We start from the raw sequence: 18,537 nt of genomic DNA, 5'->3' as shown, positions 1-18,537 counted from the left end.
GATGCGCGTCGTGGTCGACCAGGATCTGTGCGGAACTACCGGTCAGTGCGTGCTGACGCTGCCGGGCACCTTTCGCCAGCGCGAACCGGACGGCGTGGCCGAAGTGTGCGGGGCGACGGTCCCGCTGGCACTGCACGCCGCCGTGCGGCTCGCCGCCAACCAGTGCCCCGTCGCCGCTATTCGAGTCATCGAAAGCGACGCTGGCGATGACGAGCGCGCCAGCGCCGATCCTGCTCCTTCTCCGGCGGAGGCCGAGCGGCATGCCGCGAAAGACCAACGCAATCCAGGAGGACACGATGGGACGGTTTGAAGGCAAGGTGGCCGTGGTGACCGGCGCCGGCGCCGGCATCGGCAAGGCATGCGCCCTCGCCATCTCGCGCGAGGGCGGCAGAGTGGTGGTGGCCGACATTGATGGCTCGGCGGCCATCGCCTGCACCGCGCAGATCGCGGCAGAAGCGGGCCACGCGCTGGCCCTGGCCATGGACATCGCCGATGCGCAGGCGGTGGCAGCGCTGTTCGAGACGGCGCAGCGGCACTTCGGTGGGGTCGACCTGCTCGTGAACAACGCAAGCGCCATGCATCTGACCCCGCGCGACCGCGCGATCCTCGACCTGGACCTGGCCGTCTGGGATCAGACCATGGCGACCAATCTGCGCGGCACGCTGCTCTGCTGCCGGCAGGTCATCCCACGGATGATCGCTCGCGGCGGTGGCGCGATCGTCAACATGTCGTCGTGCCAGGGGCTCAGCGGTGACACCGCACAGACGTCCTACGCCGCGTCGAAGGCGGCGATGAACATGCTGTCGGCCTCGCTCGCCACCCAGTACGGTCATGCGCAGATCCGCTGCAACGCGGTTGCGCCAGGTCTCGTCCTGACCGAGCGTCTCCTAGCCAAGTTGGACGAGCGCATGCAACGGTATCTGCGCCGGCACCAGCTCCTGCCGCGCGTCGGCCGCCCCGAGGACGTGGCCGCGCTGGTGGCGTTCCTGCTCTCCGACGATGCTGCGTTCATCACCGGCCAGGTCGTGTGCATCGATGGCGGCATGCTGGCGCATGTGCCGACCTACGCCGATGGTGGCAACAGCCGCGCCGCGCGGCCTGGCGGCGACACCGCCGAAGCGGCCGCGGCGCCGCGCTGCTGATGGACATGCTGCTCAACCCGCTGCACCGTCGGCACCGGCTGCGGTCCGACATCCCGGTCGTGCCCGGCGCTTTCCCCCTGGTCGGGCATCTTCCCGCCATCGTCTGCGACCTGCCGCGCCTGCTGCGGCGCGCGGAACGGACGCTGGGCAGCCACTTCTGGCTGGATTTCGGCCCTGCTGGACACCTGATGACCTGCGTGGATCTGGATGCGTTCGCACTGCTCCGGCACAAGGACGTGTCCTCGGCGCTGATCGAAGAGATCGCGCCCGAATTGTTTGGCGGAACGTTGGTTGTTCAGGACGGCGGCGCGCACCGGCGGGCGCGCGATGCGATCAAGGCGCCGTTCCTGCCCACGGGGCTGACCCAGGCCGGCATCGGCGACCTGTTCGCGCTCGTCATCCGGGAGCGGGTGCAGGCGTGGCGCGACCGCGGTGACGTAACCATCCTGCGCGAAACCGGCGACCTGATGCTCAAGCTCATCTTTAGCCTCATGGGAATCCCCCCGCAGGACCTGCCGGGATGGCATCGCAAGTACCGGCAACTGCTCCAGTTGATCGTCGCGCCCCCGGTCGACCTGCCCGGACTGCCCTTGCGGCGCGGCCGCGCCGCCCGCGACTGGATCGACGCGCAGTTGCGCCAGTTCGTCCGCGACGCGCGCGCGCATGCCGCACGCACTGGATTGATCAACGACATGGTAAGCGCCTTCGATCGCGGCGACGATGCGCTCTCCGATGACGTCCTGGTCGCCAATATCCGCTTGCTGCTGCTTGGCGGTCACGACACCACTGCCTCGACGATGGCCTGGATGGTGATCGAGCTGGCGCGGCAGCCTTTTCTGTGGGACGCCCTGGTCGAGGAGGCGCAACGCGTCGGCGGGGTGCCGACCCGGCACGCGGACCTGGCGCAGTGTCCGGTCGCCGAGGCATTGTTCCGCGAGACGCTGCGCTTGCATCCGGCGACCACGGTCCTGCCGCGTCGCGCGCTGCAGGAATTGCAACTCGGCCAACGGCGCATTCCCGCGGGCACCCATCTGTGCATCCCGCTGCTGCATTTCTCGACCTCGCCGCTGCTGCACGAGGCGCCTGATCAGTTCCGCCTGGCGCGGTGGCTGCAACGCACGGAGCCGATTCGGCCGGTTGACATGCTGCAGTTCGGTACCGGCCCACACGTCTGCATCGGCTACCACTTGGTATGGCTGGAATTGGTGCAGTTCGGCATCGCCTTGGCGCTGACCATGCACAAGGCCGGGATGCGGCCGCGTTTGTTGAGCGGCGTCGAAAAAGGCCGGCGCTATTATCCGACCGCACACCCGTCCATGACAATCCGCATCGGATTCTCATGAGCTGGCATCGCATGCCCCGTGTGGCGTGGCAGCGGCGCCGGCGACGCGCGGCATTGCTGCACTCGGCGCGCGCGCTCGGGGCGATGCGGGTAACAAGCGGCGGCTCGGCGCTCGCAATGGCCGTGTCAGGTAGAAGGACATTAACAACATGCAGACCGGTTCCACGCTACCCGACGATCGAACTGGCGTTTGCGCGCTCGGCGGATTGGGCGCGCAGGCGCGCGGCGCATCCGGCAGGCTACTGCCGGCGATCTGGATGCAGGACGGCGCAAAGCGGGTCGAGCAGGCGCTGGCGCGTCTTCTCTGCGCCGAAGTCGACGGTGAGACCGAGCTGATCGCGGCGATGCGCTACGCCACCTTGCATGGTGGGAAGCGCACCCGCGCCTTGCTCTGTCTGGCTGCCGGCGCACTGGCCGACACGCCGGCGCACATGCTCGACGACGTCGGCGCCGCCATCGAGATGATGCACGCCTGTACCCTGGTCCATGACGACCTGCCCGCGATGGACGACGACGTGCTTCGCCGCGGCCTTCCGACCGTGCACGTCAAGTTCGGCGAAGCCACTGCGATCCTGGTCGGCGATGCGCTGCAGGCGCACGCGTTCCTGACCCTCGCGAGCATGGATGCGCCGGGCGACAACCGCATCGCGCTCGTGCGCGAACTGGCGCAGGCGGTGTCCGCCGAGGGTGCCGCGGGCGGGCAGGCCATCGATCTATCGCTGGTCGGAAAGCACGTCGAGCTGGACAAGATCGTGGCGATGCACCGGATGAAGAGCGGAGCGCTAGTGCGCGCGTCCGTTCGCATGGGCGCGCTATGCGCCATGGCGGAGGATGCCGCGCACGGTGCGCTGTACCGTGCGCTCGATCGCTACTCCGCCTGTTTCGGCCTGGCGTTGCAGGTGGTCGACGACATTCTCGACGCTACAGCGGATACCGCGACGCTGGGCAAGACCCCCGGCAAGGACGCGGCGGCGCAGAAGCCGACCTGCGCGTCGATCATGGGGCTGCAGGCAGCGCGCCAGTTCGCGCTGGATTTGTTGCGCGACGCCGGGGAGGCCATCGCCCCGCTGGGGCCGCGTGCGGAACTGTTGGCGCAGATGCTGCAGCGGGCCAACGCGTATCTGTTCAAGCACGCGCCATCCGCATGAGCGCGCCCGTCCGCATGGAGTCGCCCGTCTGCCGCTGCGATCGGCCGGCGGCAGCGGTGCATGCTGCACTGTGTCCGCGTCCGCGGCGCCGATCGCAGCGGTTGCCAGCACGGCCGCGGCGCACGCGGCGCGCTGCGCGCAAGCCTATGCGGTGGCGCCAGCATCGGGGCGCGTCATCGCGCCGGAGCAGGGCGGCCGTCCGGCGCTGCCCATGCGCCGGGCCGCGACGGGACTGCGGCGACGTGCGCGGCGTCCGCCCGATCCTGGTTCTCGTCAATCGTCTGCAGAAGGAACATCCCGCGTGAACGCGCTGTCCGAACAGATCCTTTCCGAATTGCGCCACCTGCTCAGCGAGATGAGCGACGGCGGCAGCGTCGGTCCATCCGTATACGACACGGCGCGAGCTCTGCAGTTTTACGGCAACGTCACCGGTCGGCAGGACGCATACGCGTGGCTCATCGCGCAGCAACAGGCCGATGGCGGATGGGGAAGCGCGGACTTCCCGCTGTTCCGCCATGCGCCCACGTGGGCGGCGTTGCTGGCATTGCAGCGTGGCGATCCTCTTCCCGGCGCTGCCGACGCAGTCCAGGCTGCAACCCGGTTCCTCGAGCGCCAGCCCGATCCCTACGCGCATGCGGTGCCGGAAGACGCGCCGATCGGCGCGGAGCTGATCCTGCCCCAATTGCGCGGCGAGGCCGCATCCGTGCTGGGCGGCGTGGCGTTTCCGCGCCACCCGGCGCTGTTGCCGTTGCGGCAAGCGTGCCTGGTCAAGCTGGGGGCGGGGGCGACATTGCCGAGCGGCCATCCGTTGCTGCACTCCTGGGAAGCCTGGGGGACGGCGCCGACCACCGCATGTCCGGATGACGACGGCAGCATCGGCATCAGTCCGGCGGCCACCGCCGCCTGGCGTGGGCACGCCGTGACACAGAGGAGCACGCCGCAGGTCGGGCGCGCCGACGAGTATCTGCAGGCGGCATCGCGGGCAACGCGCAGCGGCATCGAAGGTGTCGTTCCCAACGTCTGGCCGATCAATGTGTTCGAGCCATGCTGGTCGCTGTACACCCTGCATCTGGCGGGGCTGTTCGCGCATCCCGCGCTCGCCGAGGCGGTGCGCGTGATCGTCGCGCAGCTCGACGCCCGCCTGGGCGTGCGCGGTCTGGGCCCGGCCTTGCACTTCGCGGCCGATGCGGACGACACCGCCGTTGCGTTGTGCGTCCTGCGCCTTGCAGGCCGCGACCCGACGGTCGATGCGTTGCGCCATTTCGAAATCGGCGAGCTGTTCGTCACCTTCCCCGGCGAGCGCAATGCCTCGGTGTCGACCAACATCCATGCCCTGCATGCGTTGCGACTGTTGGGAAAGCCCGCCGCCGGCACCAGCGCCTTTGTCGAGGCCAATCGCAACCCGCACGGTCTATGGGACAACGAAAAATGGCACGTTTCGTGGCTGTATCCGACCGCGCATGCGCTCGCTGCGCTGGCGCAAGGCAAGCCCCAGTGGCGCGACGAGCGCGCGCTGGCGGCGCTGCTGCAGGCGCAGCGCGACGACGGCGGCTGGGGCGCCGGTCGTGCATCCACATTCGAGGAAACCGCCTATGCGCTGTTCGCGTTGTACGTGATGGACGGGAGCGAAGAGCCGACGGGGCGCCGGCGCATCGCGCAGGCGGTGGCGCGCGCGCTGGAGTGGATGCTCGCCCGCCATGCGGCGCATGCATTGCCGCAGACGCCGCTGTGGATCGGCAAGGAACTGTATTGCCCCACACGGGTCGTGCGCGTAGCCGAACTTGCCGGGTTGTGGCTGGCGCTTCGTTGGGGGCGGGGCGTCCTGGCCGAGGGAGCAGGAGCGGCGCCATGATCCAGACCGAACGCGCGCTGCAACAGGTGCTGGGATGGGGGCGTTCCCTGACCGGGTTCGCCGACGAGCATGCCGCGGAAGCGGTCAGGGGCGGCCAGTACATTCTGCAGCGCATCCACCCGAGCCTGCGCGACACCAGCGCCCGCACCGGCCGCGATCCGGGGGACGAAACGCTGATCGTGGCGTTCTATCGCGAACTGGCGCTGCTGTTCTGGCTCGACGATTGCAACGACCTTGGCCTGATCGCGCCGGAGCAGCTCGCAGCTGTGGAGCAGGCGCTGGGGCAGGGCATGCCGTGCGCACTCCCCGGATTCGAGGGCTGCGCTGTGCTGCGCGCTTCGCTGGCCGCTCTCGCCTACGATCGTCGCGACTATGATCAGCTTCTCGACGATACCCGCTGCTACTGCGCGGCGCTGCGCGCCGGACACGCGCAGGCGGCAGGGGCGGAACGCTGGTCCTACGCCGAGTACCTGCACAACGGCATCGATTCGATCGCCTACACGAACGTGTGCTGTTGCCTGTCGTTGCTGTGGGGGCTGGACATGGCGACCTTGCGCACGCGTCCGGCGTTTCGCCAGGTCCTGCGGCTCATCTCCGCGATAGGTCGCCTGCAGAACGATCTGCATGGGCGCGACAAGGACAGGACGGCCGGCGAGGCCGACAACGCGGCGATCCTGCTGCTGCAGCGCTATCCGGCTATGCCTGTGGTCGAGTTCCTCAACGACGAGCTGGTCGGCCATACGCGCATGCTGCACCGGGTAATGGCGGAAGAGCTCTTTCCCGCGCCGTGGGGACCGTTGATCGAGGCGATGGCGGCCATCCGCGCGCAGTACTACCAGACTTCGACCAGCCGCTACCGCAGCGACGCTGCGGGCGGAGGCCAGCGTGCGCCGGCCTGAACGCGCGGGAGGCGGCGGCGTGCGCGCGCTGCCGTCGGTCCGATCCGACGCAACGCTTCGCCCGTGCGACGGATGGAGCGCGCATGAGCGACACCTGCCTGAGCCGGCGCAAGGACGACCATCTGGACATCGTGCTGGATCGGCGAACGGCGCCGGCCACGGTCACCGCCTGCTGGGAGTACATCCGTTTCGAACACTGCGCATTGCCCGAGTTGGACCTGACGCAGATCGACCTGCGCGCCTCGCTGCTCGGCAAGACCATGCGCGCGCCGCTGCTGATCAGCTCCATGACCGGCGGCATGCCACGCGCCGAGGCCATCAACCGGCATCTGAGCGAAGCAGCGCAAGCCTTGGGAATCGCCATGTGCGTCGGTTCGCAGCGCGTGAGTCTGCAATCCCGAAACTCCCAGGTACTGACGCGCGCGCTGCGCCGCCTGGCCCCAGACATTCCCTTGCTCGGCAATATCGGCGCGGCGCAACTGCGCGAGGCCGACGGCCTGGACCTGGCGCGCCGGGCGGTGGATGCGCTGGAGGCCGATGGACTCATCGTCCATCTCAATCCGCTGCAGGAAGCGGTACAGCCGGAGGGCGACCGCGACTGGCGCGGCGTCTTGGCGCAGATCGCTCGCGCCGCGCGTAGCGTGGGCGTGCCGATCGTGGCCAAGGAAGTGGGGTCGGGCCTGTCCGCTCGGTGGCCTGTGCGCTCGTCGAGGCGGGCGTGGCGGTGATCGATGTCGCCGGCGCCGGCGGCACCAGTTGGCCCGCGGTGGAGGGTGAGCGCGCCCGCGATGCCGCCGACCGCGCAGTGGCGATGGCGTTCGCCGATTGGGGGATTCCGACCCCGGCCAGCGTGCAGGCGGTACGTCGGGCGCTCCCAACGGTGAAGCTGATCGCGTCGGGCGGGATCCGCGACGGCGTCGACGTGGCCAAGGCCATCCGCCTGGGCGCGGACACGGCCGGGCAGGCGGCCGGCGTGCTGCGCGCGGCTACGGTATCCACTGAGGCGGTTGTCGCGCATTTCGAGATCGTCATCCGCCAGTTGGCCGTCGCCTGCTTCTGCACCGGCTCGGCTGATCTGGCGGCGTTGCGTCAGGCGCGCTTTTGTCCTCGGCGCATCTGCCCGCCGGTTGATGCCGGCGTCGATTTCAGAGCCGCGCGTGGATTTCGTCCTTTTCGACAACGAATACTCCCAATCCGAATCAATCGCTGTCGACGGAAACCAGACCTGCATTGTCGCTCTGCTCACCTCGCCATGATGACCGGCTTGCAAAGCGATCGGCAATTGCCGTTCCACATCTGAGCGAACCGTATGGCAGCAACTGCCTTACGATTGATGGCGATCCTTGTTTGCTATCTGACATTAGGAAAAATCCTGTCGGATCCAAAACACCTGATGTCGTCCAAACACACATCGAGTTCTTAAACGAAAGCAGATGCTTGAAGCGAACGACGAGCGCTGGCACGGCGATTGCAGACCAGGATCGAGCAACACTGACGAGGGCTGAGTGCACGCAGACGCGCAAGACGAGCGATGCTCTCCTTCCCCCGTGTCCCTCGCTTCTGAGAGGGAAATAAGCTCGCCCGCACAACAGCGCGCAACTTTGGCAAATGGTTTATGGAGAGCAACATGTCGTCGCTGAGACAAATCGCATTCTACGGCAAGGGAGGCATCGGAAAGTCGACCACCTCCCAGAACACCTTGGCAGCGTTGGCCGAAATGGGTCACAAGATCCTAATTGTGGGCTGCGATCCTAAGGCGGACTCGACCCGCCTGATCCTGCACGCGAAGGCGCAGGACACAATCCTAAGCCTCGCAGCAAGCGCCGGCAGTGTGGAAGACCTCGAACTCGAGGATGTGATGAAAATCGGCTACAGGGACATCCGCTGCGTGGAGTCGGGTGGGCCTGAGCCGGGTGTCGGCTGCGCTGGACGTGGCGTCATCACATCGATCAATTTCCTGGAGGAGAATGGCGCCTATGAGAACATCGACTACGTCTCCTACGACGTGCTCGGGGACGTCGTCTGCGGCGGCTTTGCCATGCCAATCCGCGAGAACAAGGCGCAGGAGATTTATATCGTGATGTCCGGTGAGATGATGGCGATGTATGCCGCCAATAACATCTCCAAAGGCATCCTGAAGTATGCCCTCTCTGGTGGCGTGCGGCTCGGCGGTCTTGTCTGCAACGAGCGGCAGACCGACAAGGAGTTGGAACTAGCTGAGGCGCTGGCCAAGAAACTCGGAACCCAGCTAATCTATTTTGTGCCGCGCGACAACGTCGTGCAGCACGCAGAGTTACGCCGCATGACCGTGCTGGAGTATGCACCAGACTCCAAGCAGGCCGACCACTATCGCAATCTGGCGACCAAAATCCACGGCAATGGCGGCAAAGGCATCGTCCCGACCCCAATTTCCATGGATGAGCTCGAGGATATGCTAATGGAGCACGGCATTCTAACGGCGGCTGACGAGTCCATCATCGGAAAGCCCGCCGCCGAACGCGCGGCCTCGTAAGGGGCGCGAGTCGCGGCCTTGCAAGGGGCCGCGACGGATGCCGGTCTCCCTGCTCCCCCTTCCCAGGGAGGCCGGTATTTGCATCAGAGACTCGTGATCAGGACAAGAAGCGGGGGTATCTGATCCTCGTAAAACCCGCAAAGCCATGTTCCAAACGAAAATCTTTCCCTTTATGGCTGACAGTTCCACAGATGCGACCAGTCAAGCTCACCATGCAACCAACACGTATCGCTTGCTCACCGGGATGTATCCGGCAGAGGCCGATACCAGCAGTGACAGCAATTTCGATCGCCATGCGCTAGCGTCGATTCTGGCGGCTGCCACGATGGATGGTGGTTCAGTTCCCGAGAAAGCCGGCGTGTCCGGCCATGAGCTATCAGTACTGCTCGAGCAATACTTCCCTGCGATTGAAATCAAAGCCGAGAAACAGCTCTTGAATGTCAAGTGCAATGAGGATGAGGAGGTCGCTATGGTTAGTGATCTCTTGCTCCGCCAACGGTCGACAGAAGGGAACGTTGGCCGTTGGCTGGCTGCCATGATTGCACGTCGCGCCATAGAGGCAAATCACCTTTGGGAAGATCTCGGATTGCGCGATCGCGGGGAACTCTCGCGGTTGCTTACTCGTCATTTCGCTCCGCTCGCCGCGCGCAACATCAACAATATGCGATGGAAGCGTTTCTTCTATCGGATGCTGTGCGAGGACGATGGCCTCGTGATGTGCACGACACCCGTGTGCGCGCAATGTAATGATTTCAACGTCTGCTTTGGCACTGAAAGCGGCGAGAGCCGGGTGGCCGGGCACCCTCGCGACTTTCTACGACAGGCATCTGGTGAGGTCCTCGACGACCGGCCTATCTGATTGGAACTTGGATTGTCCGTTGGATATGCCTCGAATCGACGCTGCGCAGTTCTGGCAGGCTTCGAAGAAGCAGGGATTCGATGACCTTGGAGTCTCCTCCTAGGCGGCCTCTGTCTCGTAACAACGTGTTTAGGATCTCGCTCAAGGCGAGGCAGGGAGAGTTTTCGATGAGTGACAAACCAGTGAGATCCGGCATCCTGGACCGGCTCAACAAGGCGTCCTCCGCCGAGGATTTTTTTTGCCCTGCTTGGCGTCGATTACGATCCCAAGGTCGTCAATGTCGCGCGCCTGCATATTTTAAGGCGCATGGGCCAACACCTCGGCAAGGAACAGTTCGCCGGTGCTGCGGAGGCGGAAGTCACAGCTCGATGCAAGTCGATGTTGGAACGAGCCTATGCCGATTTCGCGGCATCCTCGCCGATTGACCAACGCGTGTTCAAAGTCTTGCAGGATGCGATCGCAGAGCCCAAGAAGCCGGCGGCGTTCGTGCCATTGAGTGAATTGAAGTAACCTCGCGCATTCCCCAGTATCGCGTTGCCCTATTGTCGCAGCCGGTTGCGCCGGTTTTAATCGTCATCCAGAGCGCCTTTGCAGCAACAGGCAAAGCGCAGTGTCGCATACCAGACGATGTCCGGAATTGTCGTATCTAACATGCTGATGGTCGCTATCAAGTTCTCTCAAGTCATTGCCCTGCCACTTAATTCTTGATGGCACCCTAGCTGGTACGGCATTTGCTGTTGTCGTGGCATCAGCGTCATTGACGCCGAATACATCCGTGTCCGGAGATAAGGTTTGAGAGTAAGCCAATGACGTTGCCTATGTTGTACAGCTCTCTTGCCGCCATCATTTGGGTGTCGCTCGCAGGAATGCCGCTCGAAATGGACTTGGATGCCGTTGAGGTCGATATTGGCCGAGTGATGCCGGTTAATGACTAGCTTGCGCGTCCAAGCGACACCTAGAGAGGGCATGCAGTCTACCGTCTGCGCTGTCCCGATCCGCGCCCACGCAACGACAAGCTGCAGCTTGCGTCAGCGTGGCCGACTATCAACATTGACCCATGCAAGCGGCTCGCGCTGGAGGCCGCGCACGAACTGCATAACGGACTCAAGATCATCATGCCCACGGCTGTCGAGCCCTACCGCGGCACGCGGACGATGGTCATGCGCCCCTTTGTACCGTCGGTCCGCAGTGCGAAGGCGGGGGCAGAGAGAGCCCGCCGAGCAACGGGCCAGGTGCTGATCCGACCCATCTTCGACAGGCAACTCACGCTCCTGGAGAGCGATCTTGCGCCGAAAGCGCGCGGGTTTTTAGGGGAGTTCAAACGTATGACCAAGGTTTCGAAAGCTGTGGCGCCGGCCACGTCCAGCCGGGCTGCAGCCAAAAGAGAATTGCCGGAACACTTTAAGGCCTACAAGCACGTCTGGGTCTTCGTCGAGCAGGAACGCGGTCAGGTGCATCCCGTTTCCTGGGAGCTTATGGGTGCGGGCCGCAGACTTGCTGACAAGCTGAAGGTCGATCTTGCAGCCGTGGTAATTGGCCCGGAAGGTGAGGCCACACGTGACGCCGCTCTTGAATCCTTCTGCTACGGCGCCGATCTGACCTATCTCGTGACCGACAATGTGCTGTTGGAGTATCGCAACGAAGCCTACACCAAAGCGCTAAGCGAACTGGTCAACAAATACAAGCCTGAGATATTGCTGTTGGGGGCGACTACCCTTGGTCGCGATCTCGCCGGCTCGGTAGCGACGACGCTGTTGACGGGTCTCACTGCCGACTGCACGGCTCTTGACGTTGACGCGGATGGTTCGCTTGCGGCTACGCGTCCGACTTTCGGCGGCTCGCTGCTCTGCACAATCTACACGTTGAACTACCGGCCGCAGATGGCAACCGTTCGGCCGCGCGTGATGCCAATGCCCGATCGTGTCGTTCGCGACGCCGCTCGCATCATTATCCATCCTCTTAACCTTGTTGAAGACGATATCGTCACGAAGGTGCTCTCGTTCATCCCCGACCGCGATTCCGAAATATCCAATCTGGCCTACGCCGATATCGTGGTTGCCGGCGGCTTGGGGCTGGGATCGCAGGAGAACTTTCATTTGGTGCGCCAACTGGCGGTGCTGCTGGGCGCAGAGTACGGCTGCTCGCGTCCGCTGGTACAGAGGGGGTGGGTTACGTCCGACCGGCAGATCGGGCAGACAGGAAAAACCATCCGGCCAAAGCTCTATATCGCGGCCGGCATTTCCGGCGCGATCCAACATCGGGTCGGTGTGGAGGGCGCCGATCTGATCGTCGCCATCAACACCGACAAGAACGCGCCGATCTTCGATTTCGCCCATATCGCCATAGTTAAGGATGCGATGCAGCTGTTACCGGCGCTGACGGCTGCATTTCGAGCGCGGCTTTTGCCGCTTTCGCGTGCCCAGATTGCTAGCTAGAGAGGTGATCATGATAGATGAGAGGTTCGATGCAATCGTGGTCGGCGCCGGCATGGCGGGCAACGCGGCGGCGCTGACCATGGCAAGGAATGGTATGAAGGTGCTGCAGCTCGAGCGCGGTGAGTATGCAGGTTCGAAGAACGTCCAGGGCGCAATTCTCTATGCGGACATGATGGAAAAGCTAATCCCGGAATTTCGCGAGGAAGCGCCGCTTGAGCGTCATTTGGTCGAGCAACGCTTCTGGATGATGGACGACAAATCCCACGTCGGCATGCATTACCGTTCTGACGAATTCAACGAAGAGCGGCCGAACCGCTACACCATCATCCGCGCACAGTTCGACAAATGGTTTTCATCAAAAGTACGGGAGGCCGGCGCGATCGTCCTGTACGAGACCACAGTCACGGAACTTGCACGTGACGACCACGGATGGGTCATTGGTGTCCGTACAGATCGCCGAGACGGCGAGATACACGCCGACGTCGTGGTGCTGGCCGAAGGCGTTAACGGCCTGCTCGGCACGCGGGCGGGCCTACGTGAACGACCAACAGCGGACAAGGTTGCGCTCGCGGTAAAGGAAATGCATTTTTTGCCTCGCGAGACGATTGAGGCTCGTTTCAATCTCCAGGGCGACGAGGGGGTTGTGATTGAGGCGGCGGGTACGATTTCCCGCGGCATGACGGGTATGGGCTTCATCTATGCCAACAAGGAATGCATTTCGCTCGGTATCGGTTGTCTTGTCGCTGACTTCCAGCGCACCGGCGAAACGCCCTACGGGTTGCTCGATCAGTTCAAGAGACATCCATCTGTGGCGCCCCTGATCGTTGGCTCCGAGGTCAAAGAATACTCCGCGCATCTCATTCCTGAAGGCGGCTACAAGGCAATCCCGCAGCTCTATGGCGAAGGCTGGCTCGTGGTGGGCGACGCGGCGCAGCTCAACAATGCCATTCATCGCGAGGGATCCAACCTCGCTATGACATCAGGTCGCATCGCGGCCGAAGCAATCGTCCAGCTCAAGTCGCGGCGCGAGCGCATGACGGCGAGAAATCTGTCGCTCTACAAGAAGATGTTGGACGATTCGTTTGTCATGAAAGACCTCAAAAAGTACAAGGATCTACCGACGCTGATGCACACAAATTCGCAAAGCTTTTTTCTCACCTATCCACAACTCGTCTCGAAGGCGATGCAGAACGTTCTACGCGTCGATGGTACGCCAAAGATTGAGAAAGAGAAGGCGACGGTCAAATCCTTCGTCAAGGCACGGTCATGGACAGGTCTGATCGGCGATGCATTCCGTCTTGCTCGCGCCTGGCGCTGACGAAGCAGAAATCGAAGCCGAACAAAGGAGGCCTAAAGGATGAAGGTCGAGTCTTCAGTGCGCGTCGAGGACAAGCTATACTCCAACCGCTACCTGGTTGACGTCGGTCGTCCGCACGTCAAGGTCCGCGCGCACGAGACCCCCTCACGACAGCTAAAGGCGCTTTTGAAAGCGTGCCCTGCGCGCTGCTACGAACTCAACGACAAGGGACAGGTTGAGATAACTGTCGACGGCTGCATCGAGTGTGGCACTTGCCGGGTGATCGCCGAACCTGGCGGCGACATCGAATGGAACTATCCGCGAGGCGGATATGGGGTGTTATTCAAGTTTGGATGAAATCGAACGAGGTACCGCGGTGTGATCGCTCTTTGGAGATGCGATCATTTCCGCGGGGCCTGTCCGCCGGCCCCAACTTGCGTGGAGAGTCAAAATCCGAGCGGGTTCTAATGGAACGTGAGGGTGAACATTTCCTTAACTGGGCTTGCGATATCCAACCCTCGTTCCGGCTCAGTGAAGAACTAGTGTGGATCACCAGCGCTTGTTCAAGCCGCCTCGATGCCACCGCGGCCAGCTGCACGATCGCACCAAAACGCACCGCGATCTGGATCGCGTCGGAACCAACGCTCGCCTCCCGCAGCGCCTTTCAATGAGCATCTAGGCAAGTGCCGCAGCCATCTAGGCCGAGACCGCAAGCGACCACAGCTCGAATTCGAACTTGTCCAGGCCGGGATTGCCATTTTCCCGGGAAGCTCTTCTCAGTCAGTGTTTCGAACGATGGCAGCTTACATCCAATTCCAATCATATTGTATTCTCCTAAGGTCGCTCAGCGCAGATGGCAACACCGTGAACGAAGCAAGCTGTATGCCATTCGTTTTTAAGTACGGTTTGTCGGATATGTAACAGCCGACGCTTGGCTGCAGCCATTCGCGGAAGATAGCAACTCGCTATCGCCCTTCGGGACGCTCCGCTCGATATCAAGTCACCCAAATCAACGGCTCTCATAACGCCGGCTCATGTCATCTATGTGCGTGTTGCCATCCTTTCGGCTCGACCGGTGGTGAAAAGTTCGGTCAGCGCGTTGCGAGCAGCAGGTGGGCTTCAGTGAAACTTGCCGACAAGCGGATACCGCAACACAGAAGCGCATCGAAGCGAAGAAGACCGGATGGTCAACGGTGAGGAAGACCGTCAAGAGGGTCGGCGACAGCCGCTGGTGGAGAAAGCGATCGCCAAGCGCAGCTGAAAAGAATGTAGGGCATAGGGAGCAAGTGAGAGAGCGATCGCCGAGGTGCGCCGTCGCTTCGGCTATCGGCGCCTGCATGTTCTGCTCAAGCGGGAGGGCTATCTGGTCAACCACAAGAAGCTGTTCCGAGACCGTCATCAAGTTCTCTGACATCGATGAGCCGACCACGCTCGTCAGTGAGACCGAAGTGACAACCATCGTCAAGCCGTCGCTGTTCGCTCCCGCGACCGTGCCCGTAATGGTGCACAATGGCGATGTGAACTCGGCGTCGATCGATTTCACCTCCACGGCACTCGCGCTCGACGGTGAGCGCAGGCGCAGGTGCCAACGTCAGCACACCCCTGAACGCCGGGCCGGGGCCGAAGGATGGCCTCGGTCCACCTCCCCGACCATCCACGCTGTACGCTGCTGATAGTGTCGAGATGTCCGTGTGGTCCTTTCTGCAAGGTCTTTTTTTGGGTCCTGTCGATAACGTCGTAAGTGCCTGTAAATAAGGGAGGTTTACGATCTCTGGCGGGAGCGGACACCGCCGGGCCCCGCCCTATTTCACATGTGCGGGCATGCGCGTTTACAGCCTCCTCTTGTCAGCGGTAAGGTATTCGGATGCTCATGTGGAGCACGGTGCAAGCTTCGAAATCGTTGGGTCGGCGCTATGAATAGACCGATCTTCGAACAGCCTACTGAACGTGAGTTTCTTCTCGCGCAGCTTTCGCCGGACGACCGTCGTCGTGTTCGCGGCTTCATGCGAGAGAACAGGGCCACGGCACCTGACGCCATTCTGATGCTCGGCATAGGGCGTCCTGATGCCAGCGGGATCGCCTCCGACGTAGAGGTCACCGGCGACGAGCGCGAGTTTATGCTCAGCCAGTTATCGTCGCACGAGCGCACCTCCGTCGAACGAGCACTTATCAGCAATGCCCTTGGCCGTGCGTCGGGACTCTGACGCTGGAGTCCAAAAGACCGGAACTAATTATTGCGGCGCAATGTCCCATCGATCACGTAGGCTACGGTCTTGTCCAACCTGTTCACGATCAAAAGCCTGTCGTGCATGATTGTGCAGTCGTATCCCTTCAGTGACGAAACTTCTGCGGCCACTTCATCGGGGATCGCCATCAAAGGAAGGTCTTTGGGCAAGACCGCGCCAACAGGTAGCGTAAGCTGTGATGGCGGAGGATCGATTGGGTAGCTGTTGATGTGTTGCCACACAGCCTTCTCCTGCTCGGGCGACAGGTGGAGGGGGGCTCCGGGTGCGCGGTGCTGAGTATCGGTTGACATGGGTGCCCCATTATCCTGCGCGGCTGCTCCGATGATACTCGCAGCCAGAATGACTGCCGCGAGCGCGAGACAGGAATGATTGGTCATGGCAGCTCCTCAAAGGACCCGACCCCTCCCTAATTCAAGTCCCGCGACCCGGTCGTGGGTCCTCTGAGCCGCGTAAGAAATGCGGGGTACGCGCGACCGCTCCTATTGAGGGTTTCTGCTGCGAGAAAATTCGTGGTTGCGGTTACAGCGAAAGCAGCGTCCTTCAATGTCCGCTATGAACGCCTCCCTCGCGTGGACGTGCGCGGGGCATTTAGCGACGTTAGTCGAACGACGCGCACAGAATGACCTGTTGAAATCACGCCGCCGGAGTCTGCACGCGTCACCGCACGGAAGACTGAAATGCTGCGCAAGGCCTGCCCCGCACATTTAGCAGAGCAGCCACTGTCGCACACTGGCTCCGCCGACTGTCGGCATTGAGACCAATGTCAGCAAGCTAACGCTACACGCCGCGATGAAGTGCCTGCAGAGGCTGCGAATTCACTTTGGCACTCGGTTTGCTTTGTTCACGGCATCATCACCAATCGCAGTGCGATGGACTTCGGGACGGACTCGGCGCGCGTCGCTGTTAGCATCTGGTCCGTCCCGACGGTTTGCTGCGGCGATAACGGAGAAAATGAGGGAAGTGTTGGATGCGATCTAGAGTTCTTCTTTTGTTAGCCGGTACAATTGCGCTCGTTGCAAGCGGTGCAGCCAATGCGGCAGACCTTGCGCCAGTAGTGAAACTGCCCGCTGCTGTGTGGAGCTGGTCGGGAGGCTATATTGGCGGCCACGTCGGCGGCGGCTACGGCCGCACCTCCTTCAGCAATCCGTACGGTCCCTCAATTTATGGGGGCGCCGTCGATACCCCAGTGTTCCTGGCAGGCGGCCAGATCGGCTATAACTGGCAGAACAACGGCTGGGTGTTTGGCGTCGAACTCGATGCCAGCGGTGCTGTCTCCGACGGTACAAATACCTGCCTCGCCGCCTCCGGCTTTATCGTGAGCGCAAACTGCAAGGCTGGTCCCAACGTCTTTGCCACCGGGACCGGTCGCGTCGGTTACGCGTTTGGCGCGCTGGGTCACACGCTGGCCTATCTCAAGGGAGGCGTTGCTTGGCAAAACAATCGGGGCGACGTCGTCAACAATTTTGAAGGCGGGGGGCCACAGGAGAAAACCCACTTCGACTATGGTCGGGTCGGTGGCACCATCGGGATGGGTGTCGAGCAAGCGCTTACCCCTGCATGGTCGGTCAAGGTAGAGTACGACTACCTGCATTTCGGTGGGCCGAGTGTCGCGACTCCTCCGACAGTGCAGTTTCCGCCGTTTGCAATTCTTCCGGCGAACACAACGGGCCTGTCGAGCAACTATCACATCGGAAGAATCGGGTTGAATTACCATTTTGGCGCCGACCCGTGGACGCAGTGGTCCGATGCACCGCTGTACGCGAAAGCACCTGCCGGCGCGCCGCCGATTGCTTACGCCGCCGGTTGGTCATTCGAAGGCGGATCACGGCTCTGGCTCAGCCGGGGACGATTCCAATGGAACTCTAGCGCTGGGCCCATAGATCCTAACATCCTTAGATCAAGGCTCACCTACCACGGCCTCGACGGGCTTTCCGGGGAGGCATTTGGCCGTGTTGACAGCCCGTGGGGAGTGTTCCTGAAGAGTAACGTTGGCCTCGGTCGCTTCAACAAAGGAAACATAAACGATGAAGATTGGGGCATTCGGGTGGGGACGGGGTGGGCTCCCTATATCAACACTATATCCGGCCAGGCAAACGGGAGGTTCACCTATTATACGGCTGATGCCGGTTACGATTTCTTGCGCGGCGCCGACTATAAGATCGGCGGATTTATCGGCTGGACGTACTACGAACAGAGTTCCGACGTGAGGGGGTGTGTACAGATCGCCAACCCGATGACTACATGCTTGCCTCCCGGTGACGACAGGGTCGTTGGCAGCCAGAATACTCAGTGGAATGCACCTCGTATCGGCCTAAGCGCTGAAACCATGCTCACCGAGCGTTGGCGTTTGAGCACGGACGTCGCTTACCTGCCCTGGACCGATTTCAAAGGGCGCGACAATCATCTCTTGCGCCCGACGACCACCTTCGTTGAACAACGCGGGAATGGTGGCGGCGGCGTCCAGATTGAAGGCGTGTTGTCCTACTTCATCACCAAGAACTTCAGCGTCGGCGTCGGTGGGCGCTACTGGGCCATGTGGACCAAAAAGGACAGCGAAGTGACATGCACAGGCTGTAGTGGCCAGGGCACCACTGAGACTCAGTTCTCGAAATTCAGCATGGAGCGCTGGGGCACGTTCTTTCAGGCGTCCTATCGGTTCGATTGAAAAGATCAGCCAAGCTCCAGGCCTGTTCGACGTAAGCGTCGTTCTCAGGCCACGGCTTTGAGGGCTTGAGCGCGGTAGGCCCAAGGCAATAGCTGGTCGATGTCGCGGTTGGGATGACCGCTGACGATCCTGGTCAGGAC

At 62.5% G+C, this 18,537-nt stretch carries 16 protein-coding genes and 4 pseudogenes; 17 read left to right on the top strand and 3 right to left on the bottom strand.

The annotated features are described in order from the left end of the window. Position 1: 1 nt before the first annotated feature. The 14 genes and pseudogenes from AC630_RS03440 to AC630_RS03380 all read left to right on the top strand — a co-directional run bounded on the left by AC630_RS03440 (position 2) and on the right by AC630_RS03380 (position 13,843). Positions 2-310, top strand: coding sequence for a ferredoxin (locus AC630_RS03440; RefSeq protein WP_074117074.1), 309 nt, complete (start codon positions 2-4; stop codon positions 308-310). Further along, positions 297-1,142, top strand: coding sequence for an SDR family oxidoreductase (locus AC630_RS03435; protein WP_074117073.1), 846 nt, complete (start codon positions 297-299; stop codon positions 1,140-1,142). The genes AC630_RS03440 and AC630_RS03435 overlap by 14 nt, the downstream gene beginning before the upstream one ends. Next, positions 1,142-2,485, top strand: coding sequence for a cytochrome P450 (locus tag AC630_RS03430; RefSeq protein ID WP_074117072.1), 1,344 nt, complete (start codon positions 1,142-1,144; stop codon positions 2,483-2,485). The genes AC630_RS03435 and AC630_RS03430 overlap by 1 nt, the downstream gene beginning before the upstream one ends. Positions 2,486-2,633: 148 nt before the next feature. Further along, entirely contained in the window at positions 2,634-3,632 is a 999-nt protein-coding gene (locus tag AC630_RS03425) for a polyprenyl synthetase family protein (RefSeq protein ID WP_074117071.1), read from the top strand. 301 nt (positions 3,633-3,933) lie between these two features. Then, the gene (locus tag AC630_RS03420) at positions 3,934-5,484 is read left to right on the top strand and encodes a hypothetical protein (RefSeq protein WP_074117093.1); all 1,551 of its coding nucleotides are present in this window, start codon (positions 3,934-3,936) and stop codon (positions 5,482-5,484) included. Further along, complete coding sequence (locus AC630_RS03415; protein ID WP_074117070.1) at positions 5,481-6,383, top strand: terpene synthase family protein; 903 nt, start codon at positions 5,481-5,483, stop codon at positions 6,381-6,383. The genes AC630_RS03420 and AC630_RS03415 overlap by 4 nt, the downstream gene beginning before the upstream one ends. A gap of 28 nt (positions 6,384-6,411) precedes the next feature. Further along, positions 6,412-7,514, top strand: a pseudogene (fni, locus tag AC630_RS03410) (type 2 isopentenyl-diphosphate Delta-isomerase). Positions 7,515-8,010: 496 nt separating this feature from the next. Beyond that, positions 8,011-8,895 (top strand): nitrogenase iron protein, encoded by an 885-nt coding sequence (gene nifH, locus AC630_RS03405; protein WP_074117092.1) that lies wholly within the window; start codon positions 8,011-8,013, stop codon positions 8,893-8,895. Positions 8,896-9,040: 145 nt separating this feature from the next. Beyond that, positions 9,041-9,754, top strand: a complete 714-nt coding sequence (locus AC630_RS03400; RefSeq protein WP_245330246.1) for a nitrogen fixation protein NifQ — start codon at positions 9,041-9,043, stop codon at positions 9,752-9,754. A 167-nt stretch (positions 9,755-9,921) separates the two neighbouring features. Next, a pseudogene (gene nifW, locus AC630_RS03395) lies at positions 9,922-10,264 on the top strand (nitrogenase stabilizing/protective protein NifW). A gap of 296 nt (positions 10,265-10,560) precedes the next feature. After that, on the top strand, positions 10,561-10,689 hold the full coding sequence (locus AC630_RS47725; protein ID WP_283808381.1) for a hypothetical protein: 129 nt from the start codon (positions 10,561-10,563) through the stop codon (positions 10,687-10,689). Between the two features lie 390 nt (positions 10,690-11,079). Next, positions 11,080-12,189: an electron transfer flavoprotein subunit alpha/FixB family protein gene (locus AC630_RS03390; RefSeq protein ID WP_074117090.1), complete on the top strand. Its 1,110-nt coding sequence runs from the start codon at positions 11,080-11,082 to the stop codon at positions 12,187-12,189. Between the two features lie 10 nt (positions 12,190-12,199). Then, on the top strand, positions 12,200-13,507 hold the full coding sequence (locus tag AC630_RS03385; protein ID WP_074117089.1) for an FAD-dependent oxidoreductase: 1,308 nt from the start codon (positions 12,200-12,202) through the stop codon (positions 13,505-13,507). A 39-nt stretch (positions 13,508-13,546) separates the two neighbouring features. Continuing rightward, positions 13,547-13,843: a ferredoxin family protein gene (locus AC630_RS03380; RefSeq protein WP_074117069.1), complete on the top strand. Its 297-nt coding sequence runs from the start codon at positions 13,547-13,549 to the stop codon at positions 13,841-13,843. A gap of 220 nt (positions 13,844-14,063) precedes the next feature. Here the strand turns inward: AC630_RS03380 and AC630_RS46670 are convergent. Continuing rightward, positions 14,064-14,239 (bottom strand): annotated as a pseudogene (locus tag AC630_RS46670) (carboxymuconolactone decarboxylase family protein); the annotation flags it as partial. A 538-nt stretch (positions 14,240-14,777) separates the two neighbouring features. Here AC630_RS46670 and AC630_RS43345 point away from each other — a divergent pair. After that, positions 14,778-14,876, top strand: a pseudogene (locus tag AC630_RS43345) (IS3 family transposase); the annotation flags it as partial. Between the two features lie 523 nt (positions 14,877-15,399). Next, a complete protein-coding gene (locus tag AC630_RS03370; protein WP_074117068.1) occupies positions 15,400-15,690 on the top strand; it encodes a hypothetical protein in 291 nt (96 codons plus the stop codon). Between the two features lie 23 nt (positions 15,691-15,713). Here AC630_RS03370 and AC630_RS03365 read toward each other — a convergent pair whose 3' ends face one another. Further along, positions 15,714-16,109, bottom strand: a complete 396-nt coding sequence (locus AC630_RS03365; RefSeq protein WP_074117067.1) for a hypothetical protein — start codon at positions 16,107-16,109, stop codon at positions 15,714-15,716. 611 nt (positions 16,110-16,720) lie between these two features. On the opposite strand from AC630_RS03365, the gene AC630_RS03360 reads away from it, so the two are divergent. After that, positions 16,721-18,397, top strand: coding sequence for an outer membrane beta-barrel protein (locus AC630_RS03360; RefSeq protein WP_245330245.1), 1,677 nt, complete (start codon positions 16,721-16,723; stop codon positions 18,395-18,397). Positions 18,398-18,441: 44 nt separating this feature from the next. Here AC630_RS03360 and AC630_RS48190 read toward each other — a convergent pair. Then, on the bottom strand, positions 18,442-18,537 hold a 96-nt coding region (locus tag AC630_RS48190; RefSeq protein WP_143197780.1), incomplete at its 5' end, for a transposase domain-containing protein.

Origin of the sequence: Bradyrhizobium sp. AS23.2 (genome assembly GCF_001908185.1) — a bacterium.
Lineage (GTDB): Bacteria > Pseudomonadota > Alphaproteobacteria > Rhizobiales > Xanthobacteraceae > Bradyrhizobium.
This window is presented reverse-complemented; position numbering and strand designations above follow the sequence as displayed.

Bases quoted from the DNA above. Each gene is read 5' to 3' on its own strand.
- AC630_RS03370 (WP_074117068.1), top strand. From the start codon at position 15,400: ATGAATAGACCGATCTTCGAACAGCCTACTGAACGTGAGTTTCTTCTC.
- AC630_RS03365 (WP_074117067.1), bottom strand. From the start codon at position 16,109: ATGACCAATCATTCCTGTCTCGCGCTCGCGGCAGTCATTCTGGCTGCG.
- AC630_RS03435 (WP_074117073.1), top strand. From the start codon at position 297: ATGGGACGGTTTGAAGGCAAGGTGGCCGTGGTGACCGGCGCCGGCGCC.
- AC630_RS03440 (WP_074117074.1), top strand. From the start codon at position 2: ATGCGCGTCGTGGTCGACCAGGATCTGTGCGGAACTACCGGTCAGTGC.
- AC630_RS03390 (WP_074117090.1), top strand. From the start codon at position 11,080: ATGACCAAGGTTTCGAAAGCTGTGGCGCCGGCCACGTCCAGCCGGGCT.
- AC630_RS03385 (WP_074117089.1), top strand. From the start codon at position 12,200: ATGATAGATGAGAGGTTCGATGCAATCGTGGTCGGCGCCGGCATGGCG.
- AC630_RS03400 (WP_245330246.1), top strand. From the start codon at position 9,041: ATGTTCCAAACGAAAATCTTTCCCTTTATGGCTGACAGTTCCACAGAT.
- AC630_RS03430 (WP_074117072.1), top strand. From the start codon at position 1,142: ATGGACATGCTGCTCAACCCGCTGCACCGTCGGCACCGGCTGCGGTCC.
- AC630_RS03415 (WP_074117070.1), top strand. From the start codon at position 5,481: ATGATCCAGACCGAACGCGCGCTGCAACAGGTGCTGGGATGGGGGCGT.
- AC630_RS47725 (WP_283808381.1), top strand. From the start codon at position 10,561: ATGACGTTGCCTATGTTGTACAGCTCTCTTGCCGCCATCATTTGGGTG.
- nifH (WP_074117092.1), top strand. From the start codon at position 8,011: ATGTCGTCGCTGAGACAAATCGCATTCTACGGCAAGGGAGGCATCGGA.
- AC630_RS03380 (WP_074117069.1), top strand. From the start codon at position 13,547: ATGAAGGTCGAGTCTTCAGTGCGCGTCGAGGACAAGCTATACTCCAAC.
- AC630_RS03425 (WP_074117071.1), top strand. From the start codon at position 2,634: ATGCAGACCGGTTCCACGCTACCCGACGATCGAACTGGCGTTTGCGCG.